Source organism: Rhodococcus sp. DK176, from assembly GCF_038447315.2.
Taxonomy (GTDB): domain Bacteria; phylum Actinomycetota; class Actinomycetes; order Mycobacteriales; family Mycobacteriaceae; genus Rhodococcus_F; species Rhodococcus_F jostii_A.
This window is the reverse complement of sequence record NZ_CP118321.2, coordinates 669126-690834: the sequence shown is the minus strand read 5'-3', so window position 1 is coordinate 690834 and position 21709 is coordinate 669126. Positions and strand designations below refer to the sequence as shown.

The 21709-nt window shown below is 66.8% G+C and carries 18 protein-coding genes and 1 pseudogene; 12 read left to right on the top strand and 7 right to left on the bottom strand.

Annotated features, from left to right (window positions below):
• Positions 1 to 313 precede the first annotated feature (313 nt).
• A pseudogene (locus PSR88_RS03100) lies at positions 314 to 2117 on the top strand (zinc ribbon domain-containing protein).
• Between the two features lie 392 nt (positions 2118 to 2509).
• Here the strand turns inward: PSR88_RS03100 and PSR88_RS03095 are convergent.
• The gene (locus PSR88_RS03095) at positions 2510 to 2659 is read right to left on the bottom strand and encodes a hypothetical protein (RefSeq protein ID WP_009473232.1); all 150 of its coding nucleotides are present in this window, start codon (positions 2657 to 2659) and stop codon (positions 2510 to 2512) included.
• A gap of 339 nt (positions 2660 to 2998) precedes the next feature.
• Here PSR88_RS03095 and PSR88_RS03090 point away from each other — a divergent pair, with 339 nt between their 5' ends.
• Positions 2999 to 3883 carry a class I SAM-dependent methyltransferase gene (locus tag PSR88_RS03090; protein ID WP_029538234.1) on the top strand — a complete coding sequence of 295 codons (885 nt, stop codon included), beginning with the start codon at positions 2999 to 3001 and terminating at the stop codon, positions 3881 to 3883.
• Positions 3884 to 4178: 295 nt separating this feature from the next.
• Here PSR88_RS03090 and PSR88_RS03085 read toward each other — a convergent pair whose 3' ends face one another.
• Genes PSR88_RS03085 through PSR88_RS03075 form a run of 3 tightly spaced genes read right to left on the bottom strand, consistent with a single transcriptional unit; the run spans position 4179 to position 6346 of the window.
• Positions 4179 to 4802 carry a cytochrome b gene (locus tag PSR88_RS03085; protein ID WP_016880833.1) on the bottom strand — a complete coding sequence of 208 codons (624 nt, stop codon included), beginning with the start codon at positions 4800 to 4802 and terminating at the stop codon, positions 4179 to 4181.
• Complete coding sequence (locus tag PSR88_RS03080; RefSeq protein WP_016880834.1) at positions 4792 to 5895, bottom strand: catalase family peroxidase; 1104 nt, start codon at positions 5893 to 5895, stop codon at positions 4792 to 4794. Before PSR88_RS03080 ends, PSR88_RS03085 begins: the two co-directional genes overlap by 11 nt.
• On the bottom strand, positions 5888 to 6346 hold the full coding sequence (locus PSR88_RS03075; RefSeq protein ID WP_016880835.1) for a hypothetical protein: 459 nt from the start codon (positions 6344 to 6346) through the stop codon (positions 5888 to 5890). The genes PSR88_RS03080 and PSR88_RS03075 overlap by 8 nt, the downstream gene beginning before the upstream one ends.
• A gap of 208 nt (positions 6347 to 6554) precedes the next feature.
• On the opposite strand from PSR88_RS03075, the gene PSR88_RS03070 reads away from it, so the two are divergent.
• Together PSR88_RS03070 and PSR88_RS03065 are read left to right on the top strand one after the other, a co-directional pair.
• Entirely contained in the window at positions 6555 to 7112 is a 558-nt protein-coding gene (locus PSR88_RS03070; RefSeq protein ID WP_192815045.1) for a sigma-70 family RNA polymerase sigma factor, read from the top strand.
• Positions 7099 to 7767, top strand: a complete 669-nt coding sequence (locus PSR88_RS03065; RefSeq protein WP_016880837.1) for an anti-sigma factor domain-containing protein — start codon at positions 7099 to 7101, stop codon at positions 7765 to 7767. Before PSR88_RS03070 ends, PSR88_RS03065 begins: the two co-directional genes overlap by 14 nt.
• A gap of 24 nt (positions 7768 to 7791) precedes the next feature.
• Here the strand turns inward: PSR88_RS03065 and PSR88_RS03060 are convergent, their stop codons facing one another.
• From PSR88_RS03060 to PSR88_RS03050, 3 genes are read right to left on the bottom strand one after another with little or no spacing between them, the layout of a single operon-like run.
• Positions 7792 to 9000: an amidohydrolase family protein gene (locus PSR88_RS03060; protein WP_016880838.1), complete on the bottom strand. Its 1209-nt coding sequence runs from the start codon at positions 8998 to 9000 to the stop codon at positions 7792 to 7794.
• The gene (locus PSR88_RS03055) at positions 8997 to 10484 is read right to left on the bottom strand and encodes an APC family permease (protein ID WP_016880839.1); all 1488 of its coding nucleotides are present in this window, start codon (positions 10482 to 10484) and stop codon (positions 8997 to 8999) included. The genes PSR88_RS03060 and PSR88_RS03055 overlap by 4 nt, the downstream gene beginning before the upstream one ends.
• Complete coding sequence (locus PSR88_RS03050; RefSeq protein WP_016880840.1) at positions 10474 to 11745, bottom strand: amidohydrolase family protein; 1272 nt, start codon at positions 11743 to 11745, stop codon at positions 10474 to 10476. Before PSR88_RS03050 ends, PSR88_RS03055 begins: the two co-directional genes overlap by 11 nt.
• A 193-nt stretch (positions 11746 to 11938) precedes the next feature.
• On the opposite strand from PSR88_RS03050, the gene PSR88_RS03045 reads away from it, so the two are divergent.
• The 8 genes from PSR88_RS03045 to PSR88_RS03010 all read left to right on the top strand — a co-directional run bounded on the left by PSR88_RS03045 (position 11939) and on the right by PSR88_RS03010 (position 21704).
• Entirely contained in the window at positions 11939 to 12634 is a 696-nt protein-coding gene (locus tag PSR88_RS03045; RefSeq protein ID WP_016880841.1) for a GntR family transcriptional regulator, read from the top strand.
• Positions 12635 to 13010: 376 nt separating this feature from the next.
• Positions 13011 to 14666 (top strand): ABC transporter substrate-binding protein, encoded by a 1656-nt coding sequence (locus tag PSR88_RS03040; RefSeq protein ID WP_083853030.1) that lies wholly within the window; start codon positions 13011 to 13013, stop codon positions 14664 to 14666.
• A gap of 3 nt (positions 14667 to 14669) precedes the next feature.
• A complete protein-coding gene (locus tag PSR88_RS03035) occupies positions 14670 to 15632 on the top strand; it encodes an ABC transporter permease (protein ID WP_016880843.1) in 963 nt (320 codons plus the stop codon).
• Between the two features lie 12 nt (positions 15633 to 15644).
• Positions 15645 to 16511 (top strand): ABC transporter permease, encoded by an 867-nt coding sequence (locus PSR88_RS03030; RefSeq protein WP_016880844.1) that lies wholly within the window; start codon positions 15645 to 15647, stop codon positions 16509 to 16511.
• A complete protein-coding gene (locus PSR88_RS03025; protein WP_016880845.1) occupies positions 16512 to 18188 on the top strand; it encodes a dipeptide ABC transporter ATP-binding protein in 1677 nt (558 codons plus the stop codon).
• Positions 18189 to 18220: 32 nt separating this feature from the next.
• Positions 18221 to 18634, top strand: coding sequence for a rhodanese-like domain-containing protein (locus PSR88_RS03020; RefSeq protein WP_016880846.1), 414 nt, complete (start codon positions 18221 to 18223; stop codon positions 18632 to 18634).
• 182 nt (positions 18635 to 18816) lie between these two features.
• Entirely contained in the window at positions 18817 to 20049 is a 1233-nt protein-coding gene (locus tag PSR88_RS03015; RefSeq protein WP_016880848.1) for an acyl-CoA dehydrogenase family protein, read from the top strand.
• A 29-nt stretch (positions 20050 to 20078) separates the two neighbouring features.
• The gene (locus PSR88_RS03010; RefSeq protein WP_016880849.1) at positions 20079 to 21704 is read left to right on the top strand and encodes a TIGR04028 family ABC transporter substrate-binding protein; all 1626 of its coding nucleotides are present in this window, start codon (positions 20079 to 20081) and stop codon (positions 21702 to 21704) included.
• Positions 21705 to 21709: the final 5 nt, after the last annotated feature.

Genomic DNA, 21709 nt, shown 5'->3' with positions numbered 1-21709 from the left:
CGGGAGACCCGAGCGGGACTGAATCGGATGCTCGACGACGCAGTCAGGGGTCACTTTACGGTGGGGCGAGTGGTGTGGCGGGATCGGTTGGCGCGGTTTGGCGGTGGCGTGGATCGAGCGTTACCTGTCGGTGCTCGGGGTTAAGGTCGAGGTCCTGCGTGAGCATGGGGACAAGTCGCTGGTGGAGGAGCTGATGGATGACTTCATGGCAGTGCTCGCTTAGTTTCCGGCCGTTTCTACCAGTTGCGGTCGATGCAGAGTCAACGTCGACTTCTTCGGCGATGCGGCAGCACGATGGGAGAGGGACTAGCTGATGGCCGATACCGGATTCACTGCGCTGCGGCAGTTCTCGTTCACCACCCGCCCCTACCTGGCTGTCGATGACGCGACCGGTGCGCTGATCGGGCTCGACGACCTCGACGTTCGTGTCGGGTGGATGCTCGACCTGATCTCGGGCGCCGAAGCGCACCTGCTGTCGCGGCTGTGGCAACCGGCCACCTTCGATGTCCTCGCCGCCGGATGTGACAGCCGAGGCCGAAAACTCCCGATGCAAGGTCATGTCGCTGCTGCGCGTCTCGGCTGGACCCCGCACTACCCGGACGGTGTCTACGTCCCGTCGCGTGTCACGCGGGTGGTGACCGCGCAGGCAGTAGGCACTTTGCGGGCTCTGGCATACCGAGACACCGCGATCACCGCACTGTCGGCCCGGTTCGACCCGGCCACCGGCCGCATCGCCGCACCCACTACTGCTGCGGAGTACGTCCCGTGCGGATACGCCCGAGGTGTGGTGCGGCAGCTCACCGCGCGCTCACACCGCACCGCCGGCGTGGCCGCGGAGCGCCTGCGGATCACCGACGTGCAAGCACCACCCCAGACCTCGGCGATGGCTCGGCTTTCCGCAGCGGATCGACAACTCGCACACATCACCGTCACCGACGCCGTCATGACGTTGACCGTCACACTACCCACCACTCCCGCCCCGGAAGGACGCGCGCAGTGGCGACGAGTCCGGGTGACCGCCGCGATCCCACCGCACCTGCACGCGCGGCCGATCGGCGAGTGGCATCTCCCGACCCTTCATCTCGACCACCGAGGTCTGCTGTTGCGGTGCGCTGCCACCGAAGCAGTCCCCGTCGCGGATATGAGATCGGGAACGACGGCGGTGGGCGTGGACTGGTCCCCGTCCACACTCGGTGCTGCTGCCGTCGCCACCGAAACCCCGGATGGTCTGGTCTCGGACTATCGGGGTTTCACGTACGACGACCGCGGCCTCGGGGCGAAGCTGGCCCGCCTACAGACCGAAGGGCAGATGCTGCACCGCAAAGCTGCTCGCTTGACACGGCTGGCCGCCACCGCCCCACCGGAGGTCCGCGCCGAGCTGGAGGCGAAGATCGCCGTCCTCGACGAGCACCGCACCGCGGTGGGTGCCAAGCGGGGGAAGATCAACCGGGAACTGGCGTTCCACTTCGCCCGCCAGGCCACCGACTACGCCGTCGACGCCCAGGCACAGCTGATCGCAGTGGAAGATCTCACCACCCTCGAGACCCGCGGACACGGACACGTCAACAACAACCGGGCCGCGCAGTCCGCCCGCCGCCAAGCCGTGGTCGCCCTCGCCCACACCGCCGCGGAGGTCGGTATCGCGGTGGTCTCGGTGCCCGCCCGAGGATCGTCCGCATTGTGTCCGGGCTGCGACGAACCACTTGCACGCCCCGGCGGCTACCACGACGCGTGGTGTACTCGCTGCAAGGTCGGCGGCAACCGCGACCACATCGCCGGGGTGAACCTGGCCAAACGCGCGCTCCTCGGCAAGAACAACGTCACCCCCCGGCGTGGGCAGTTGCCCGCGATCCGGGTCGCCGAGCACGCGCCCGTGCGCCAGTGCCGCCACAAGAAAAGTCCCACACCGCGTCGGCCGCGACACCGCCGGGTCCGCCACAGCCTGCCGATCGCACCACAGCGGATGGGGGTGACTCCGAAACAGCATGTTCCTGCACCACAAGCGTCGGTGTGGGACACGGTCAAACCCGTACCGCCGCACGGTGATGCGGGTAGCCGTGACACACGTCCATCTCCCACGCGCCACGCAAGTGGTAGATAGTGTGAGATCTACGTAGACGCTTCCCAGGAACACACCGCCGGAGGCACCGATCAAGCCGCTCATCAAGGAACTGATTGGATGAGCATCAGTCGAGCTCGCCGGTTACGGCCCGTGCACCCTGCGGAAACCCTGTTCGAGTGTTCGACACGCTGACCTAGCCGGCGAGGGTCTGACGGTCCGTTGATGTGCACCGATGCGACGTTCTCGACCATGATTCCGAACACTACGGACGACGTGCGGGAGCCTCTTCCATCTGTGTTCGAGCGAAGACGAGGCCCCATTCCTGAAATTGTCGAAATCTCCAGGTGAACCATCGGAACTGACGGTCTCGAACACGCCAATCGTCAATTTCCATCGAGCGATTCAACTGATCCGCTAGAGAGTCCTCGTCCGCGGCGGCGAGCTTCGTCAGTTCGTGACCGCGGGGCGGGTGGGCCTGCGGTCGTCGGCGAACATGGCCTCGATCCTCGACTTGATCTCCGCGGTGCTCATGGTGCCGCTGCGCCGGGGCGTCTGCCGTCCGGTGGGAGTCGTCGGGGCAATCGAGGTTGTCGCCATGTGTCCTGCTTTCGTCGGTTACCGATATGTGTGCCTCACGGTCACGGTTGTGATCTGTTTCACATCGTGGCCGACTATGTTGTACACCACATGTTCGGTCCCGTGCCACTCGGCCTGGTCACCTTGGCGGTGAGTGGGAATGTGACCGAGCGGGTGCGAGGTCGGCGAATCGGCTCCGGCTGATTGCGATGGCCCGAGCGTAGAATTGCGCGGGTTCGGTCGATCACGCTGGGCCCGGATTTCGGTGAGGCCTTACCGAACTTCTCCGGCCTCGTCGCCGGTCTGCGCTGCTCGGTCGTCGGCTCCGAATTGCGACAAGATCGGGAAGGTATTTCAGCGATGCGAACCGATGGAGACAGTTGGGACATCGTCAGTAGCGTGGGCCTGACCGCGTTGGGAGTGGCGACATTTCGGGCGTTGGAGACAGTGCGCCCCGACGCGCTGATTCAGGACGACTACGCGCGGTGGTTCGTCGAAGCGGCGGGTGAACCGCATTTCACCGGGCTGTTGGCCGACCCGTCGTTACTCGGGGACATGCCATTCTCGGGCTTCATGGGTTCTCGGACCAGATTCTTTGATGAGTTCTTCTCGTCAGCCACGGGCGCGGGGGTTTCGCAGGCGGTGATCCTCGCGGCCGGGTTGGACGCCCGGGCGTATCGCTTGGACTGGCCGACCGGTACGACGGTCTTCGAGGTCGATCAACCACAGGTGCTGGAATTCAAAGCGGAGGTCCTCGCCGATCATGGGGCTACGGCGAAGGCTGATCGTCGCCCGGTGGCCGTCGATCTTCGAGACGACTGGCCTGCCGCCCTCGAATCCGCAGGCTTCGACTCTGGCAAGCCGACCGCGTGGTCGGTGGAGGGGCTACTGGCTTACCTCCCAGGCGCAGCGCACGATGCGCTGTTCGAGCGGATCGACGAGCTTTCCGGCCCCGGTAGCCACCTTGCCGTGGACAACTTCGCGGCGGGAACCGATATGCAACGCTTCGACGCCATCAGGGCGAAGTATTTCGCCGAGAATCCGTTCGGCGACCTCGACATCTCCGAACTGTTCTACGGTGACGAGCGGGCCGATCCGGCGCAGTGGTTGACCGGGCACGGCTGGTCGGTGCGGTGGTCCACTTCGCTCGAGCTGGCGGCTGCCTACGGCCGGCCGGTCGCGGATCTCCCCGAAGAACTTGCCGATCTGTCGGAGCGGTCCACGTACCTGACGGCGGTCAAGTAACCCACGGTCCCGCTCGCGGCGACGAACGGCAGAAACGTGCCATTGCGGTGGGCCGCCATTCGCGCGTACATTGGAAGTTGCGGATCGAGAGAGTAATCGGCAACGGTGAAACACTCGAGAAGCAGAGATCCGGCCGAGAATGTGAGAGCATTCCCGGCCGAACCCCTGTCTGGGGCAAGTCCCGTATCTTCCGGCGGTCAACCCACCCGCGGACGTCCGCGCGATGGTGCGACCTCCGCGGCCGCGGCAGGCCGCGCGACAGCTGAGTCCACGATCGTGGCGGTCTCCACTATTCTCAATCCTGCTCTGCAGCAACGTCATCGACGATCCGCGCCGGTGCCGGTCGGGAAGCGGTAGGCGAAGACTCTCGGCGAGTGCGCCAGGGCGCCATCCGGTCGAGGAGCCTGTCCTTCAGGACCAGTACATGGAAGAGGACGGCGGTCATGTGTGCGGTGAAGGTGAAGAACAGCAGGTAGGCGAATGCGGTGTGAGCCCGCCTCAGTACCGCGTAGACGGTGGGATCGGGTGCAAGCAGGGTGGGCAGGTGCAGATGCTGGTAAAGGGTGATCGGGTTGCCACCGGCCGAGAGCATGGCCCACCCGGTGAGTGGCTGGATCACGAGCAGCCCGTACAGCAGGTACTCCGACGCGGTTGCGACCCGGCGCTCGACCGGTCCCATGGTGGCGGGTGGTGCGGGCGTGCGGCACACCAGCCGGTTGCCGATGCGGACGATGACCAGGACGAGGATCGCGGCGCCCAACGGGACGTGCACCGCGCGCAGCAGATGGTAGTGGTCGAGTGTCGTCACCATGACGGCGCCGACGAGCAGTTGTGCAATCACCATGACCGCCATCGCCCAGTGCAGCAACCGGACGGTCGGCGCGAACCGGAGCGGGCGGTCGGTCGGGTCAGTGGTCATCGCGCACCCCATCCACGTCGACGGAGGCCGGCGGTTCGGGCTCCCCGGACCGGCGGGTGAACGATTCGGTGTAGACCGCGGAGCGGGCGCTGAGCAGGGGATCGTCCGAGGGTGCGATACCCGTGGGGAGGATGAGCGGATCGAAGTTGAGGTCCCGCGCGTTGTGCGGCGCTTCGGTCCGGACCGCCTCGATGGTCACTGTGCCGACGTCGAGGACCTGCCGGGTCGGCGGCCACGGCCGGGTGGCGTCGTCGGTCCGATCGCCCGGCTGGCCGATGGTGAGCAGCATCCGCCACCGCAACGTCGCACGCGAGACTGCCGCGGTGAGTGTGTCGAAGAGATGGTCGCGCCCCAGCGGCGGCAGGCCGGGGGAGCGGGCCGGTTGCTCGGGGACCAGTGTCCACCGAACCGGAACCATGACTCCGGCGTCGTTGGTGCAATGGAAGGCGTTGAGACCGTAGAAGGTGCTGTTGTCGAACCCGGAGGTCGGTGGATGCTGTCGGATGAAGTTCATCGCCGCCGCGGTCTCGGGATGGCGGGACAGAAACGCCGCCATGCGATCCGGATCGGGTTTGCCGGTGGCCGGGTCCGGTTTCGAGGCGAGCAACCGCTCGTAGAAGCCGTCGGGTGTCCGGTCGGGGAACACCGGGGTGTTGATCATCGCGGTGCGCCACTGCTCGCCATCGGGGAGGTCGAACGCCAACCCAAGCCCCCGGACCGTGTCGTCGGCATCCGGAGTGGACGGATTCCCACCCGAGAGTGAGAACCGGCCGGTCACCGGGATGCGTCCGGCCCGGAAAACGCTGGCGGTGGAGACTATGGACCCGGCGCCGGTGGCGGTGAAATATCCGGTCGCGCCGACCCCTTTGGCGTGATTGCGCCGGAATCCGTCGTGATGCCCGGCGACCTCCTCGAACCGGTCGGTCAGCCGTGCCGGGGTCAGCGCGTCGGCGTCCAGTGTCCCCGCCGCGCAGAGGAACCCGCCGACGTCCACTGCCGCAATGGCGCCCACCGCGGCCAGGCCGAGCAGCGCACTGCGGCGACTGACCGCGGGGCGCGGCGCCTGAACCGGGGGTGTGGTGGCGTCATCCACGGGCGGAGTCGACCGTCACCACGTGCCAGGTTCCCTTGACGCCGTCGCCGCCCGTCTGCCCGGGGGCGGTGTCTTTCGCGAAACGGTACAGCGGGTGGCCGTCGTAGGTGATCTGCTCGGTTCCGTCCGGCCGCGTCGTGGCACCCGCGCGGGCGGAGAGGGTGGCGTCGGGCTGGGGTGCTCCGAGCGTGGGAGGCCAGATCTCGGCGCAGGGGCCGGTGCACCGGATGGTGCCCGGGGTGTCCTCGTCGAATCGGTAGAGCGTGAAACCGTCTCCGTCGGTGAGCACCGTACCGAGGGCGGTGTCCCGGGTGCCGAGTTCCACCTGCCCGGCGGCGGAGGCTGACGGCGGCATCGGGCGCTGGGCGTCGTCGGTGGCGGCGCCGCACGCCGACATCAGCGCGATCGTGGCGCCGGCGCCGGCCGCCGCAAGAATCGACTTCTTCAGCATCGTCGTGGGTCTCCATTCGTTCGTTCCGTGTGCCGGATCGTTCGGCGCTGGGGAGTACGGATGGTCGGCGACCCACGTTCAGCGGCCGCAGTCACCTCCGCACACCCGAGTGGCAGAATTCGAGATGAACGCCGCGACGCCCACGCCCGTACTCCTCGGTGGGTGTCGGGCGGGCCGACGCCGTATCCGGTGTTTCGGGAGGTGAGTGGTGCGGCTTCGTATCGTGCGCACACGCGGGGACCAGTCCGAGGGCGGCTTGGATGACGAGACGGTGTTGCGGGCCGCCTACGACGAACACGGGAGGGAACTGTTCGCCCTCGCCTACCGGTCCCTCGGAGACCGGGGCCGCGCGGAGGAGGCGGTGCAGGAGACGTTTCTGCGGGCGTGGCGGCGCGCGGACCGGTACGACCCGCGGCGCGCTACGCTCCGGACCTGGCTGTATGCGATCTGCCGCAACGTGGTGATCGACGCGATCCGGGCTCGTGCCGCCCGACCCGAGCTGGCCGACGCCGCACCACCCGAGCTGCCCGCACCCGAGCGTCCCCTCGAACAACTGCTGGTGGGGCTCGAGATGGAAGAGGCGTTGCGGCGGCTGTCCGATCAGCACCGCTCGGTGCTGGTCGAGATTCACCTGCGCGACCGGCCCGCCGCCGAGGTCGCCGCGCAGCTCGGCATTCCCGTGGGCACCGTCCGCAGTCGTGTGTACTACGCGCTGAAGGCTCTCCGACTCGTACTCGAAGAAATGGGGTGGCATGGTGATTACTGACCGCTGCCAGCAGATGCGCACCATGCTGGGGATGTACGCGCTCGGTCGCCTCGACGACAGCGAGACGATCACGCTTCGCGCCCACCTGGACGGCTGCCCGAGGTGCCGCACCGAGTTGCGTCCGCTGACGCCGGTGGCGGCTGCTCTGTCGGCGGCGGACCCGGACCGGATCACCGAACCTGCACCCCGGCCGTCATCGACGCTGCCCGACGCGATCTTCGGGGCGGTCGACCGCGAACGCGGGCGGAAGCGGTACCACCGGATCGCGGTCGCCGCCGCGGCCGTCGTGATCGCCGTCGGCCTGGTGGCCGGCGGGTTCTTCCTGCGCGGGGGCACCCCGACGGCCCCGCCCGGGCAGCCGGTGGCCTTCACGGTCCTCGCCGCAGGTGTGGATGCCTCCGCGCGGGTGGAGAACAGGGCGTGGGGAACCGGAATCAGCCTCGACGTCGCCGGACTCCCGCAGGGCCGCACCTACAACGTCTGGCTCCAACGCTCCGACGGAAGTCGCATGAATGCCGGCAGTTTCATCGCCGGCGGCGACAAGACGATGTCGATGCAGTTGGCGGTGGGGCTGCCGATGTCGGATGCGACGATGCTCGGAGTGAGCGCCCCGGGCGACGACCGGACCCTGCTGCAAGCGCCCCTGCGGTCCTGACCGGCGCCAACCCTCGTGGACGATTCAGAGGAGCAGGCCGTCGCGAGCCACGACCCGGCCTGCCCGCACCACCGTGTCTCGACGGGGGACGTCGACGACGATCTGCGGCACGCATTCTCCGTCCAGCAACATGAAGTCGGCAGGCGAACCCGGTTGCAGGTCGGCCCGCGGTAGCCCCATGACGGCAGCACCGCCGTCGGCGGCGAGCGTGTAACACGCCTCGAGGTCCGCGTCGAGGCGTGCGTCGAGTGCCCAGCCGAGCAGCCACGCGCGGTGCAGCATGTCCGCGTTACCGAATGGGCTCCAGTTGTCGCGAACGCCGTCCGACCCGAGCCCGACTCGGACACCGCGCTGCGACAGGTGGCGGAAGGGCAATACCGTTGTCGCGGACAGCGCTGCCGTCGTCAGTGCGATGTCCGCCTCCGCCAGCAGGTCCGCCGTCGACTCCAGTGAGTGGCAAGACAATTCAGCTACGGCGAAGGCGTGGCTGACCGTGACCCGGCCCTGCAAGCCGGCCGCTCTGGTGCGCTGGGCGATGTCGGTGAGAGTCGCGGCACCCGTCTCGCCGGTGTCGTGGAGGTGGATGTCGATCGGCAATCCGTGTCTTTTGGCGATCCCGAAGACGATGTCGAGTTGGCGGGGGTCTCGTCCCGTTCCGCCGGGGGTGTGGTCGAAACCGGCGGGGTCGATGCCACCGATCACGTCGATCAGCCCGCTCTCGGCGGCCACCTCGAGCAGTCCCGCGGTGCCTGGGGTCCGGTCGACACCGTGCTGTGGGAATGCGACGATCTGGACGTCCATCGCGTGGCGCAGGGCATCCCGGGCGGTGGCCACCGCTTCCACCCCGGCGAGCCCGTACGCGGGCGCCACGTCCACGTGCGCCCGCATCGCTCGTGTCCCGAGGGTGGCGGCGTGCGACATCAGCCGGAGGGCTCGGTCCGCGACGGGTGGTTGGGCGTGGTGGAGTTCGACGTCGCCGGCAACGAGTTCCTCGATCGCGTGCGCAGTCCGCCTGCTGTACCACGGCTCGCCCCACGCGGTTTTGTCCGGATGGATGTGGGCGTCGACCAGGGTCGGCACGGCGGTCTTCCCGAGGCCGTCGACGTAGTCGACGGCGGCTCCGTCGGGAATACTCTGTGCCAGTATGCCGTTCACGGCGATCAGGTCTCTCGCCGCGCCGCCGAAGGGGCGGACGTCGCGGAAGACGGTGACGGTGGTGTCTTCGACGGTCATCGTGTTTCTCGGTCCCGTTCCACGTCGACGCTGGTGAGTGATGCGTAGCGTGCCGGATCGCTGCGGCGGATGCGCAGGGCGACGTACAAGCCCGCCGCCGCGACAATCGGCAACGGTGCGAGCAGAAGGACGTTGACGAACCCGGAGCGTCCCGTCAGCAGGTCGAAGTGCACGATCGCGAGCACGGTGAGAACTGTGAGTCCGGCACAGGAGATCAGCGGCGCCCACACCACTCTTGCCGCCGACAGACCCCGCCGGTCGCGGCGGAAGAAGGCGTACACCGCGAGTGCGGCGAATGCCTGCATCGCCATGATGCCGAGGACGCCGATGCTGTTGGTCCACAAGAACACCACCGAGTACGGATCCACCGCGGACGCAGCGCCGGCGAGGACGATCACCGCGCTGAAGCCGGTCTGCGCGATCACGGCGCCACTCGGTGAGCCGTGGCGCGCAGACACCCTTCCCAGGAACCGCGGCAGGAGCCCCTCCCGGCCGAGGGCGAAGAGGTAACGGGCGGCGGCATTGTGGAAGGCCAGAGCCGCGGCGAACGCGCTGACGATGATGAGAGCGTGCATGGTGTCGGCCAGCCACGCACCGACGAACAGTCCACCCGCCTCGAAGGTGAGATCGGGCCCCGCCGCCGAACCGGCCATCGCGACCGCGGTGTCGGTGCCGAAGGCGCCCATGATCAGCCACACCCCGCCGGCGTAGAACAGTGCGAGGAACCCGACGGCAATGTAGGTGGCGCGCGGGACCGTCCGCTTCGGATCACGTGCCTCTTCCGCGTAGATCGCCGTCGCCTCGAAACCAGTGAATGCGCCGATCACCAGAACGAACATCCCGGCCACCCCTCCGGTCGCGAGCGTGCCCGGATCGAAGGACTTCACATCGAGTGCGGCCAACCCGCGTTCGCCGAGGATGCCCGCATTCATGACGAGCAGCGACGCCACCTCCAGGATCAGGGCGACACCGAGAACCTTGGCGCTGAGTGTGACCTTCAGCCAGCCGAGCACACCGACGGCGGCAACACAGACGCCCGACAACACCCACCACGGGACGTCGGCGCCCGTCGCACTGCGGATAGTCCCGGCCGCGAAGTAGCCGAAGGTGGCGGCGACCCCCGGTGTGATGAGGTTGTAAGACATGACGGCGATGTATGCGATTCCGACGCCGAGGCTGCGGCCGAGGCCCCGCGCGACGTAGGCGTAGAAGGCGCCGGCGTTGCGCACATAGAGACTCATCGCGGTGAAGCCGGCCGCGAACAGCGTGAGCAGCGCACCCGCGATCAGGTAGGCGAGCGGGGCACCGGCTCCTCCGATCCCGATCGCAAAGGGCGCGACTCCCGCCAGCACGGTCAGCGGGGCAGCGGCGGCGACAACGAAGAAAACGAGGTCGAACGTACCGATTCGACCGGCGGCGAGCCGGCCGTCGGCGGTCTTCTGCGCGGGGGCCTCGGCTTGGGAGACGTTTCGGTCAGTGATCACGGGAATCCTCGAAGGTCGGTGGCTGAATGCGGATGGTGGTGAGTGGCGTCGGGCTGACGATCCGGCCCCCGTGGAGGACGAGAAGTCGTTCGGGATGGGAGGCAACGGCTTCGGGGACACTGCCCGCGGCGACGGCCACCACATCGGCGCGTTTGCCGGGAGCCAGCCCGTAATCGGTCAGGCCGAGTGCGGCTGCCGCCTCGTCGGTGGCGAGGGCGGCGGCGTACCGGAGGTCGTCGTCGGTCATCAGCTCGCCCTGCAGGCCGATGATGGTTGCGCGTTCGAGCATGTCGGCGGTCCCGTACGGCCACCAGGTGTCACGGATGTTGTCGGATCCGGCGAAGACCCGGACTCCGTGTTCACGCAGACGGAGCACCGGAGGCATCGACCGGCTCGGGCCGTTGGTCATGATCGCGACTCCGGCTCGGGCGAGCGCCTCGGCCACCCGGTCCAGGTCGTGGTCGTCGAGTTGCCCGAGCGCATAGGCGTGGCTGACGGTGACCTTCCCGCCCAGACCCAATGCTTTTGTTCGCGTGGCAATTTCGCGTAGCTGGTGGGCGCCTGCCTCACCGCCGTCGTGGAGGTGGATGTCCACACCGGCGCCGTGCCGCTCCGCGAGCCCGAAGACGACGTTCAGCTGACCGTCGACATCGCCGTCGAATCCGGCGGGGTCGAGTCCTCCGATGACGTCGGCGCCGTCGGCGAGTGCGGCATCGAGGAGGTCGGCCACTCCCGGGGCGGTGACGACCCCGCTCTGGGGAAAGGCGACGAGTTGGATACCGAGTCGCGTGCGGAACTGTTCTCGCACCGCGAGGAGTGCGTGCAGTCCTGTGAGTTGCACGTCCGGGTCGATGTCGACGTGGGAGCGCACGTGCCCGGTTCCGAGCGACACCATGCGCCGGGCGAGGGCTGCGGCGCGTTCGGTGGCCGGCGCCTGCGTGTTGCGGCGCGATAGTCGCTCGGTGGCGATCTGTTCGCGCAGCGTCGGTGAGGTTCGGTGAGGCTGCCACGGGGAGCCGAGCAGGGTTTTGTCCAGATGACAGTGTCCGTCGACGAGCGCGGGGAGTAGTAGGGCGCCGCCGAGGCGATAGGCGCCGGGCCGGTGGTGGCCGGGCCGGTGATCGTCGACGGATTCGATCCGATCGCCGTGGAGTACGACGTCGGCGCGTCGGCCGCAGGGAAGAGTGACGTCTTCCAACGCCGTGGGTGTCGCGGTGTCGGGCGCGGTGGGATCGTGCACGGTGCCGATCGAGTGATGCATCAGTGTGTCTCCGGGTGTAGGCATAGGGGTATCAATGTGCAGGTCAGAGTTGGTTTGTTTCGAATGTCCGGGACGAAGTTTGGTCTACGGTATACCAAATGACCCGGGTGCGGAAGAGATCACCGAAGCCTGCAATGATGCGAGGGAGAGTCTGCGACCGAGCAGGCCCATCCCTCGAACCTGGAGTCGCGCAATGACCACCCGCCGCACCGCGCAGCGCTCCGCCTCGATCGGGGGCACCCATCAGTCACTGCGAGATCGCGCCTACATCGAATTGCGCGAACGCATCATCGAAGGCCGATATCCGGCCGGGTTCCGGCTGGTCGAGCGGGAACTCTCCGAGGAGTTCGGCCTGTCACGGATCCCACTGCGCGAGGCGCTGCAGCGATTGGAATCCGAGGGATTCGTGACGGTGGCACCACGACGCGGCGCCGTGGTCGCGAAATTCGACGCGGCCGCGGCCGAGCACCTGTTCGATGTGCGTGAGAGCCTCGAGGGGCTGGCGGCGCGGCTGGCAGCGCTGCACGCCACCGCCGACGAACTCGATGCCCTGCGTGCCATCGTGGCCCGTTCCCGCGCCGCCGCGGAGACCGGAAAGACCCGCCAGGTCGTCGCGCTCAACGCGGACTTCCACCGGACGATCGTCGAGGCATCCCACAACCCCCTGCTGCAAGATCTGATGGCGCCACTCGACGCGCGACTGCGACGGCTGTTCCACCTCACCTCGACCCGCGACGACGGCGACACCATGTGCGGCGAGCACGAGCAGCTCTACCAGGCGCTCCGAGCTCGAGACGCGGACGGAGCGGAAGAACTGGCCCGGCGACACGTCGTGGGCACCCGGGTCGAGGCCCTCCGCTCCCTGGCCGCCGAAACCGAGACGACCTGAGGATCGGTGCGACGGTCCCGGTCGACGGCGGGTTACCCCGCGTCGTTCACTTGAGTCAATCTTAAGGAATCTCGTAGTTCAGGTTGGTTGTTCGCGATTCCCGCACTGTGCACACTCAGCTGGTCGCCAGTTGTGACGAGTGTCGAGACGCGGAAGGAAGAACGTGATGAGCGCCCCAGGCCCCCTGTTCTCCTCCGCTGCGTTCCACTGTTGTCGCTGATCGCATGACAGGGCGCCTGTAGGCGCTCGACTCGGAGTGCGTACCTCCCCTCTCGTTCCGCCTTTCTCCGCCCGGCCGTTGCCGGTGCGGTTCCGGCGCGCCACGCGCACGTCTCGTCTCACCCCTGTTCGTCCCCGCATTGAGGAGTTCCGTCAGATGACCCGAAGATTCGTCGGCAGAGCAACAGCTCTGATTGCCGCTACGGCTGCCGTAGCACTGGTGCTCACCGGTTGCGCCGCATCCCGATCGGTGGCCTCCTCGAACGCCGGTGGCGATCCGGTTCCCGGAGGAACACTGCGGTTCGCAGTCCTCGACGCGCCCGCGAACCTCGATCCGCATTCCGGCAGCTCGTACCCGGAGTCGCTGATCACCAGCAATATCAGTGACAAGCTCGTCTATCAGAATCCCGCATCGGGAGCCCTCGAACCCTGGCTGGCTACGTCCTGGGACGTCAACGAGAACCTGACGGAGTTCACGTTCCACTTGCGGAACGACGTGACGTTCAGCGACGGCACTCCCTTGACCGCGGACTCCGTGAAGGAGAACTTCGATCTCCTCGGCTTCGGCAACAAGGAGCTCGGAGTCGTTCCGGTATCCGCGTACTGGGGTGGGTACGTCGGGACGCAGGTGATCGATCCCAGCACGGTCACGGTCACCCTCGACAAGCCGAGTGCCGGTTTCCTCCAGGGTCTTTCGATGTACTTCGCTGGGATCCTCGGGCACTCGACCCTGCAGCTGCGGAAGGAGGATCGCGCGCTTCCACAGAACATCGTGGCCACCGGACCGTTCGTCGTGACCGAACACGTCTACCAGGAGAAGACCGTCCTGAGGAAACGGGAAGGATACGACTGGGCGCCCGCCAGCCGAGGCCACAACGGTGACGCATACCTCGACTCGGTGGAAGTCTTGGTCATCCCCGAGGCCGGAGTCCGGACGGGGGCGTTGCGCTCCGGTGAGGTGGACGCCATTCTGGACGTCAACACCACGGACGAGGCGCCGCTTCGCGCCGAGGGGTATCAGATCGTTCCACAGCTGATTCCGGGCCGCGACATCGCCTTCGACTTCAAGACCGATCTCTTCCCGACCAACCAGCTCGCCGTGCGCGAGGCCGTCAAGCTCGGATGGAGCCGGGACGCGCTCGCGAAAACGGTCCTGACCGACAGCTACCGGCCGTCGTCCTCGGTGGTCTCGGAGCGTGTACCGGGGTATGCGGACTTCAGTGATCGACTGGTCGAGGACCAGGACAAGGCGAGACAGATACTGGAGCAGGCCGGCTGGAAAGAGGGCCCGGACGGCATTCGCGTCGACGCCGACGGGAAGACGCTCACGTTGAGCTTGCTCGCGATCAACAACCTGGTGATCAACAAGCCGGCATTCGAACTCATCCAGCAGGACCTGCGCGATATCGGCGTCGACCTGCAGCTGCAGGTCCTTCCCATTCCCGACTACCAGGCGGCGAGCAAGCTGCAGGGTAAATGGAACATCCAGGTGTTCAACACCAGCCGATCGGACGTGGCGGTACTCGAACAGACGTACTCTCCGTTGTTCACCAACGGTGCCAACATCACTTCGGACAACCCCGTCCGGCAGAAGGCGATCGATACGTTCCGCGCGGTGAACGAGACGCTCGATCCGGCACAGCGTGGCGCTGCGGCGGCGGCCGCGCAGGACTTCGTCCTCAACGAGGAGGTCCTCAGCGTGCCGGTCTACAACCCGGCTCAGGTGACGGCAGCCAACCCGAAGGTGCACAACTTGGGCTACGAGGCACAGTCGCGAAACGTCTTCTACGACACGTGGATAGAGCAGGGCTGACGAATGGGACGATACATTCTCGCCAAGCTGGGTCAGTCGCTGTTCGTCGTGTGGGCGGCGTACTCGCTCACATTCGTCCTGCTGTACGTCCTCCCGTACGACACGGTCGACCTCATGTTCGATCCCAGCGAGGCGGAACTGGTCAGCGACGCCGACAAGGAAGCTGCCCGCGCACATTACGGGCTCGATCAGCCGGTGGTCGTGCAGTACGCCACGCGACTGTTCGGTGCGCTGCTCGGGGACTTCGGTCATTCGGTGCGCACGGGGGAGAACGTGTGGTCGATGATCTTCGCGGTGTTGCCGCAGACCGCGATCCTGGCCGGCGTCGCGTTGGTGCTCGCGGTGATCGTGGCGTTCGTCATTGCACTGTCGGCGGCGTACACCCGCAGCAGGTGGCTGTCGCAGGCCATCGCGTCGCTTCCCGCCGCGGGTGTGTCGGTACCGGTGTTCCTGGTCGGGCTGGCGATCCTGCAGGTCTTCTCGTTCCAACTGCGGTGGTTCCCCCCGATCGGTAACGACGGCGTCGCCTCTCTCGTGCTGCCCGCAGTCACGCTGGCGATACCGGTGTCGGCGCCCATTGCTCAGCTACTGTTGAAGAACTTCGAGCTCGGGCTGGGGGCTCCCTACGTCACGGTGTCCGTGGCGAAGGGCGCCAGCCGACTGTGGGTTCTGGTCCGCGACGTACTCAAGAACGCGAGCCTGCCTGCGCTGACGATTGCCGGACTCACCCTCGGCAATCTGTTGGCGGGCGCCGTGATCGTGGAAACCATCTACTCGCGGTCCGGCCTGGGCAGGCTGACCGAGACGGCGGTCCGCACGCAGGACGTGATGCTCGTGCAGGCGGTGGTGGTCTTTGCGGCCATCGTCTTCGTGGTCGTCAACTTCGTGGTCGACGTCATCTATCCGCTGCTCGATCCGCGGCTGCGCACGCGGGTGCTGGACGGAACCGCCTCGGCGGCAAGGTAAGGAGGCGTCACAGTGACCACATTCGATATCCGCTCGTCGGTCGGCTCCACCGTCGAGACGGCGGGCGACCGTGTCCTGCAGTTCGCGCGGCTGGCATCGACCGCGCCCGGCCTGGCGTTGTCCTGGCTGGTGACCGTCACGGTCGTCCTCTGGGCGGTGGTGCCGGGCTGGTTCACCTCGTTCAGCCCCTACGACGGTGACGTCGACGCCAGCTTCAGCCCACCGAGTGCCGAACACCTCTTCGGTACCGATCGTCTCGGCAGGGATCTCTCCGCCCGCCTGATCTTCGGGGCGTCCACGACGCTCAGTGCGACGCTGCTCGCCGTCCTGGTGGGATTCGTCGTCGGTTCGGTCATCGGGTTGCTCAGCGGGTTCGTCGGGGGACGGACCGACGCGATCGTGATGCGTTTCGTCGACGTGTTGCTGGCGATTCCGGCGTTGTTGCTCGCCATGACGGTGGTGACGGCGCTCGGGTACGGAACTCTCAATGTGGCTTTGGCCGTCGGGATCTCCGCGGTTGCCGCATTTGCCCGGGTGATGCGCTCCGAGGTGCTGAAGGTCGCCCAGAGCGAGTACGTGGAGGCGGCATACGGATCCGGTGCCGGCTTTGTTCGGGTGGTGGTCCGGCACGTGCTGCCGAACTCCGTCGCCGCCGTGCTGTCGTTGGCTGCACTCGAATGCGGGTCGGCCATCCTGGCCGTGGCGGCACTGGGGTTCCTCGGCTACGGAGCTCCGCCGCCGGAGCCCGAGTGGGGTCTCGCCGTGTCGGAGGGCCGCGACTACCTCGCCACGTACCCCTGGATCTCGATCCTGCCCGGCGTCCTGATCGCCGTGGTCGTGCTCTCCACCAACCGCATCAGCAAATCGCTAGGAGATTAGATGGGCAACGTTGCACAGGGTGACCGTCCACTACTGCAGATCGACGATCTGCGGGTCAGCTACCGATCAGCCCGTGGGGCAGGAAGGACGGCGGTCGAGGATATGGGTCTGATCGTCCACCCGGGTGAATTCGTCGCCGTCGTCGGCGAATCGGGCTCGGGCAAGAGCACCACCATCCACGCCGCATTGAGACTGTTGCCGTCGTCGGCGTCCATCGACTCCGGCACCATTCACCTGGGCGGGCGTGATGTGACCCGATGGAAGGACCGGCAGCTGTCCCAGTTGCGAGGTCCGTTCGTGGGTTTCGTTCCGCAGGATCCGGGCACGTCACTCAATCCGGTGAAGAGAGTGGGTGTGCAGGTCCTCGAGGCGATCCGGTTGCACCGCAAGATCGACTCGGGTCCGGCACGGGAGCTGGCTCTCGAGAAACTGCGCCTCGCCGGACTGAACGGCGTCGAACGGATCTACGCCCAGTTCCCACACGAACTGTCCGGCGGGATGAAGCAGCGTGTCCTCATCGCGATCGCCCTCGCGAGTGATCCGGCGCTGCTGGTCGCAGACGAGCCCACCTCGGCGCTCGACGTGACGGTCCAGAAGGTGATTCTCGATCACCTCGCGGTTCTCCGCGACACTCTGGGGCTCGGCGTCCTGCTCGTCACCCACGACCTCGGTGTGGCGTTCGATCGGGCCGACCGCGTGGTGGTCATGCAGCAGGGGAGGATTGTCGAACAGGGCGACACACGGGTGCTGATCGAGAACCCGCGGCAGGAGTACACCCGGTCGCTGATCGCCGCTGCACCGTCCTTCCGCAGCGCCCGCCTCGGGCCGTCACCGCTCGCGCTCGCCGTGCGCGGGGCGGACGCCACCACGGGTTCCGGCGCCGTGCTCGAAATGCGTAACGTGACCAAGCGGTTCACGGTGGGGTCGGGCGCGAAGGCGTCCGAGTTCATCGCGGTCGACGGGGTCACGGTCGGTGTGGTCGCCGGTTCCACCCACGCCGTGGTCGGCGAGTCGGGTGCCGGGAAGTCCACGCTCGCGCGAATCGCGGTCGGGCTCACTCGCCCGGATGCCGGTGAGATCCTGCTCGAAGGAGAGAGAATCAACGGGCTGTCCCACCGCCGGCTCCGCCCCGTACGACGCAGGATCCAACTGGTACGCCAGAACCCGTATTCGTCACTGGACCCCAAGCTCGATATCGAGCAGATCATCGCGGAACCACTGGCTGCGTTCGGGATTCGGAAGAATCGTTCCGAACGCCGTGACCGTGTGGTCGAACTGCTCGACGCCGTCGCGCTCGACAGCACTTTTCTCCAGCGCAAGCCCGTCGAACTGTCCGGCGGGCAACGGCAGCGGGTGGCAATCGCGAGGGCACTCGCTGCCGATCCGAGGATCGTCGTGCTCGACGAGGCCGTCTCGGCGCTCGACGTCTCGGTCCAATCGCAGATTCTGCAGCTCCTCGTGGATCTGCAGGCCGAATTCGGGCTGACCTACCTGTTCGTCACCCACGACCTGGGTGTGGTGCGGTTGATCGCCGACGACGTCACCGTGATGCGCGGCGGGCGAGTGGTGGAATCGGGGCCCGTCGACGACATCTTCGGCGCGCCGCGTGAGGCCTACACCCGCAACCTCTTCCAGGCCGTGCCCGGCGAGAATCCGCTTCTCGCTGCTGCTCTCTGACACCCGAAGCCCCTCACAGAGAAGGAAAACAGATGACCGACAACACCGATACCGCCCGCGCCGCGAGCCGACTCACGCCCGCTCTCGTCACGCCGGTGCTCGCGGCCGCTGCCGTCAAGGGCGGCGCCGTGCTCGTCGACGTGCGCAGCGACAGGGGGCGCGGTGAGAACGGCGAGGTCCCCGGCGCGATCGTCGCCGACCGCCACGCACTCGACGAACAGTTCGGACTCGACTCACCCACGAGGCATGCCGCGATCATCTCCCTCGACCAGCCGATCGTCGTCGTGTGCGGATCCGTGGCGGGGTCCGGCCCGGTGGCCGAGGGACTGCTCGAGCGGGGATTCCGAAACGTGGTGCACATCGACGGTGGATTCGCAGCATGGAAGGCCGCCGGCCTGCCCGCGAACGAACCCGCAGGGGCACCCGGCGACGAGACCCGGGTTTAGCGGATCTTCACGAAGCGTCAAGGGCGATTATGTTGATCTGCAACATGTCTCGATATGAGATGAGATGGAGCACCGGGCCTGCCGAGCAGCTCTCCACGGGTTGCCCGTCCAGGTAACCCGTCCGTTCGACCGTCACCCTCCCGAGTGACGGCTCTCCATCACTTCATCCGAGGAGACCCTTCATGACCGTCACCCTGGCCGGAAACGTCAGCGATCATTCCACCGCGGTGGACCGTTCCCTGCCGCGGTTCCGAGAGATCTTCGCGCGACTCGCCGCAGGCGCGGCGCGGCGCGAACGCGCCCGGGAGCTGCCGTACCCGGAGGTGGCAGAGCTGTTCGCCGCCGGTTTCGGCGCGCTGCGCGTCCCCGTCGAGTTCGGTGGCCTCGGCGTGAGCCTGCCCGACCTCTTCGAACTTCTCGCGGAGCTCGGGCAGGCCGATTCCAACATCCCGCAGGTCCTGCGCGGGCACTTCACCACCGTCGAGATCCTCCGCAATCTGGAGGACGGGCCGGTCCGGGAGTACTGGCTGGAGAAGATCGGTGCGGGAGCGGCATTCGGCAACGCGCAGTCGGAGCCGACCGGCCGGGGAACGTTCGACATCTCGACCACCGTCACCGACCGCGACGGTGAGGCGGTGGTATCCGGCGAGAAGTACTACACGACGGGAACGCTGTACGCCGACTACATCCGGGTCGCCGTGACGGACAGCGACGGACGGCGCCGCTTCGTGGTCGTGGAGGCCACCGCGGCCGGCGTCGACCGCATCGACGACTGGGACGGGATCGGCCAGCGGCTGACCGCCAGTGGCACCACCACGTTCGACGGGTCGCCGGTCGCGGAGTTCGGCGAGTTCGGGCACCGCCCGGGATTTCTCGACCAGCAGTCCTCGTTCGTGCAGATCGTGCACCTCGCGACGCTGGCAGGGATCAACCGCAACCTGCGTGACGATGCGGTGGAACTCGTGCGGAGCCGGACCCGCACGAGTCTGCATGCACCGTCGGACGCGGCGACGACGGACTACGCCGTCCTCGGTGTCGTCGGGAAGATCGCGAAGAACGTTCTGGTAGTCGACAGCATCCTGCAGCGGATCGCAACGGAACTCGAGGACGTCAACGCACGATTCGCCGCCGAGGACTTCACCCCCGATCTGTACGCGCAGGTCTTCGTGAACACGTCCGCAGCCCAGATTGCCGTGATCGACGCAGTTCTGGACTCCGCCAACCTCATCTTCAATGCCGGCGGTTCCTCTGCACTGCGGGAGACGCGCAACCTGGACCGCCACTGGAGGAACGCCCGCACCCTCGCCTCACACAACCCCGTGGTCTACAAGCCGACGGTCATCGGTGACTATCTGGTCAACGGCACCACTCCCAAGTCGTTCGCCGACCGTTACGGCGAGCAGAAGACGTCCTGATCGCCGATCCAGCCTCAGAAAGAACAGAGATGAACTCGAGACGTTCTCGTATTCGATCCGTCGCGCTGACCGCCACGGTGGTCGGTTCCCTCCTCTTCGGTGCCGCCTGCGGGTCCGGCGCGTCGGGTGGCGACGGCGCCGCGGGCGAACCCGTGTACGGCGGAACGCTGACCTTCCTCGACCCGGTCGAGTACCAGGCGTTCAACATCACGAACACGCTGTGGTCCAACAGCCAGGTCACCCCGCAGTTGGTCGACCGCCTGACGTATCAGGATCCGGACACCGGCGAGATCGAACCGTGGATCGCGGAGAGCTGGGACATCAGCGGCGACGGTCTGGAATACACATTTCATCTCCGTGACGGTGTGACGTTCAGTGACGGAACACCGCTCGACGCGCAGGCCGTGAAGGCCAACTACGACCAGCACGGCTTCGGTGCGCCCGAACTGGGCATCGTGAAAGACGCGTTCTTCGGAAACTATGCCGGCTCTGACGTGGTCGACGACGAGACGGTCAGAGTTCACCTGTCCACACCGAACGCCGGATTCCTCCAGGTGACGTCCATCTACCGGTCGGGTCTTCTCGCGCCGTCGACACTGGGGAAGAACCTCGACGAACAGGGGCAGATCGCCAACCTGATCGGCTCCGGGCCGTTCGTGCTCGAATCCTCCAACAGCAACCAGGAAATCGTGCTGAAGCGGCGCGAGGACTACGACTGGGCTCCGCCGAGTTCCGAACATCAGGGCCGCGCGTACCTCGACCGCATCGTCTTCAAGGTCGTCACCGAGGGCAGTGTGCGGACCGGTAGCCTGCAGTCCGGTCAGGCGCACATCGCCCGGAACATTCAGCCCTACGACGAAGAGCTCCTCGCCGGCTCGGGTATCGACATCATCGCGAAGAGCGTGGACGGCGAGACGAATCATCTCAACATTCACCAGACCGCGCCGTTCGTGGCCGACAAGAACCTGCGACTTGCACTCCAGGCGGCGACGAACAGGCAGGAGATCGTCGACACGGTGCTCTCACCCAACTACGGAGTGGCGAAGTCTATTCTGCCGCAGTCGTCGCCGTGGTTCTCGGACAATTCCGGCGCCTTGACCTACGACCTCGACCGTGCCGAGCAACTCCTCGAGGATGCCGGGTGGAAGGTGGGTGCCGACGGTATTCGAGTCAAGGACGGTCAGCGGCTCAGCGTCGAAGGCTACGTCGCCCCGTTCTACCAGCCGTCGAAGGCGACGTGGGAACTGCTCGCCGAGCAGTGGAAGAAGGCCGGCGTCGAACTGAAGGTCAAGCAGGTCGACTACGGCACGTACACCAAGACCGTCGCGGAGAAGGGGCAACCGTTCTCGCAGAGCCAGCTCAGCCGAGCGGAACCCGATGTGTTGCGCACGTCCTACGATTCGACCTTGAACAACGTCACCTTCGCCCCGGATCCGCGGCTCGACGAGCTCGTCCGAGCGCAGGCCGCGATCACCGACCCGATGCAGCGCAAGTCCGCGGTGGCAGACATCCAGAAGTACCTCATCGACAACGCCGTCGTGATTCCCCTCTACGACGAGACCCAGATCTTCGCGGTGTCTCCCACGGTGCAGGGCTTCGGCACCGACCCTGTCGCGCGGTCGGAGTTCTACGGCACGTGGCTCAGCGAGAACTGAGCAGG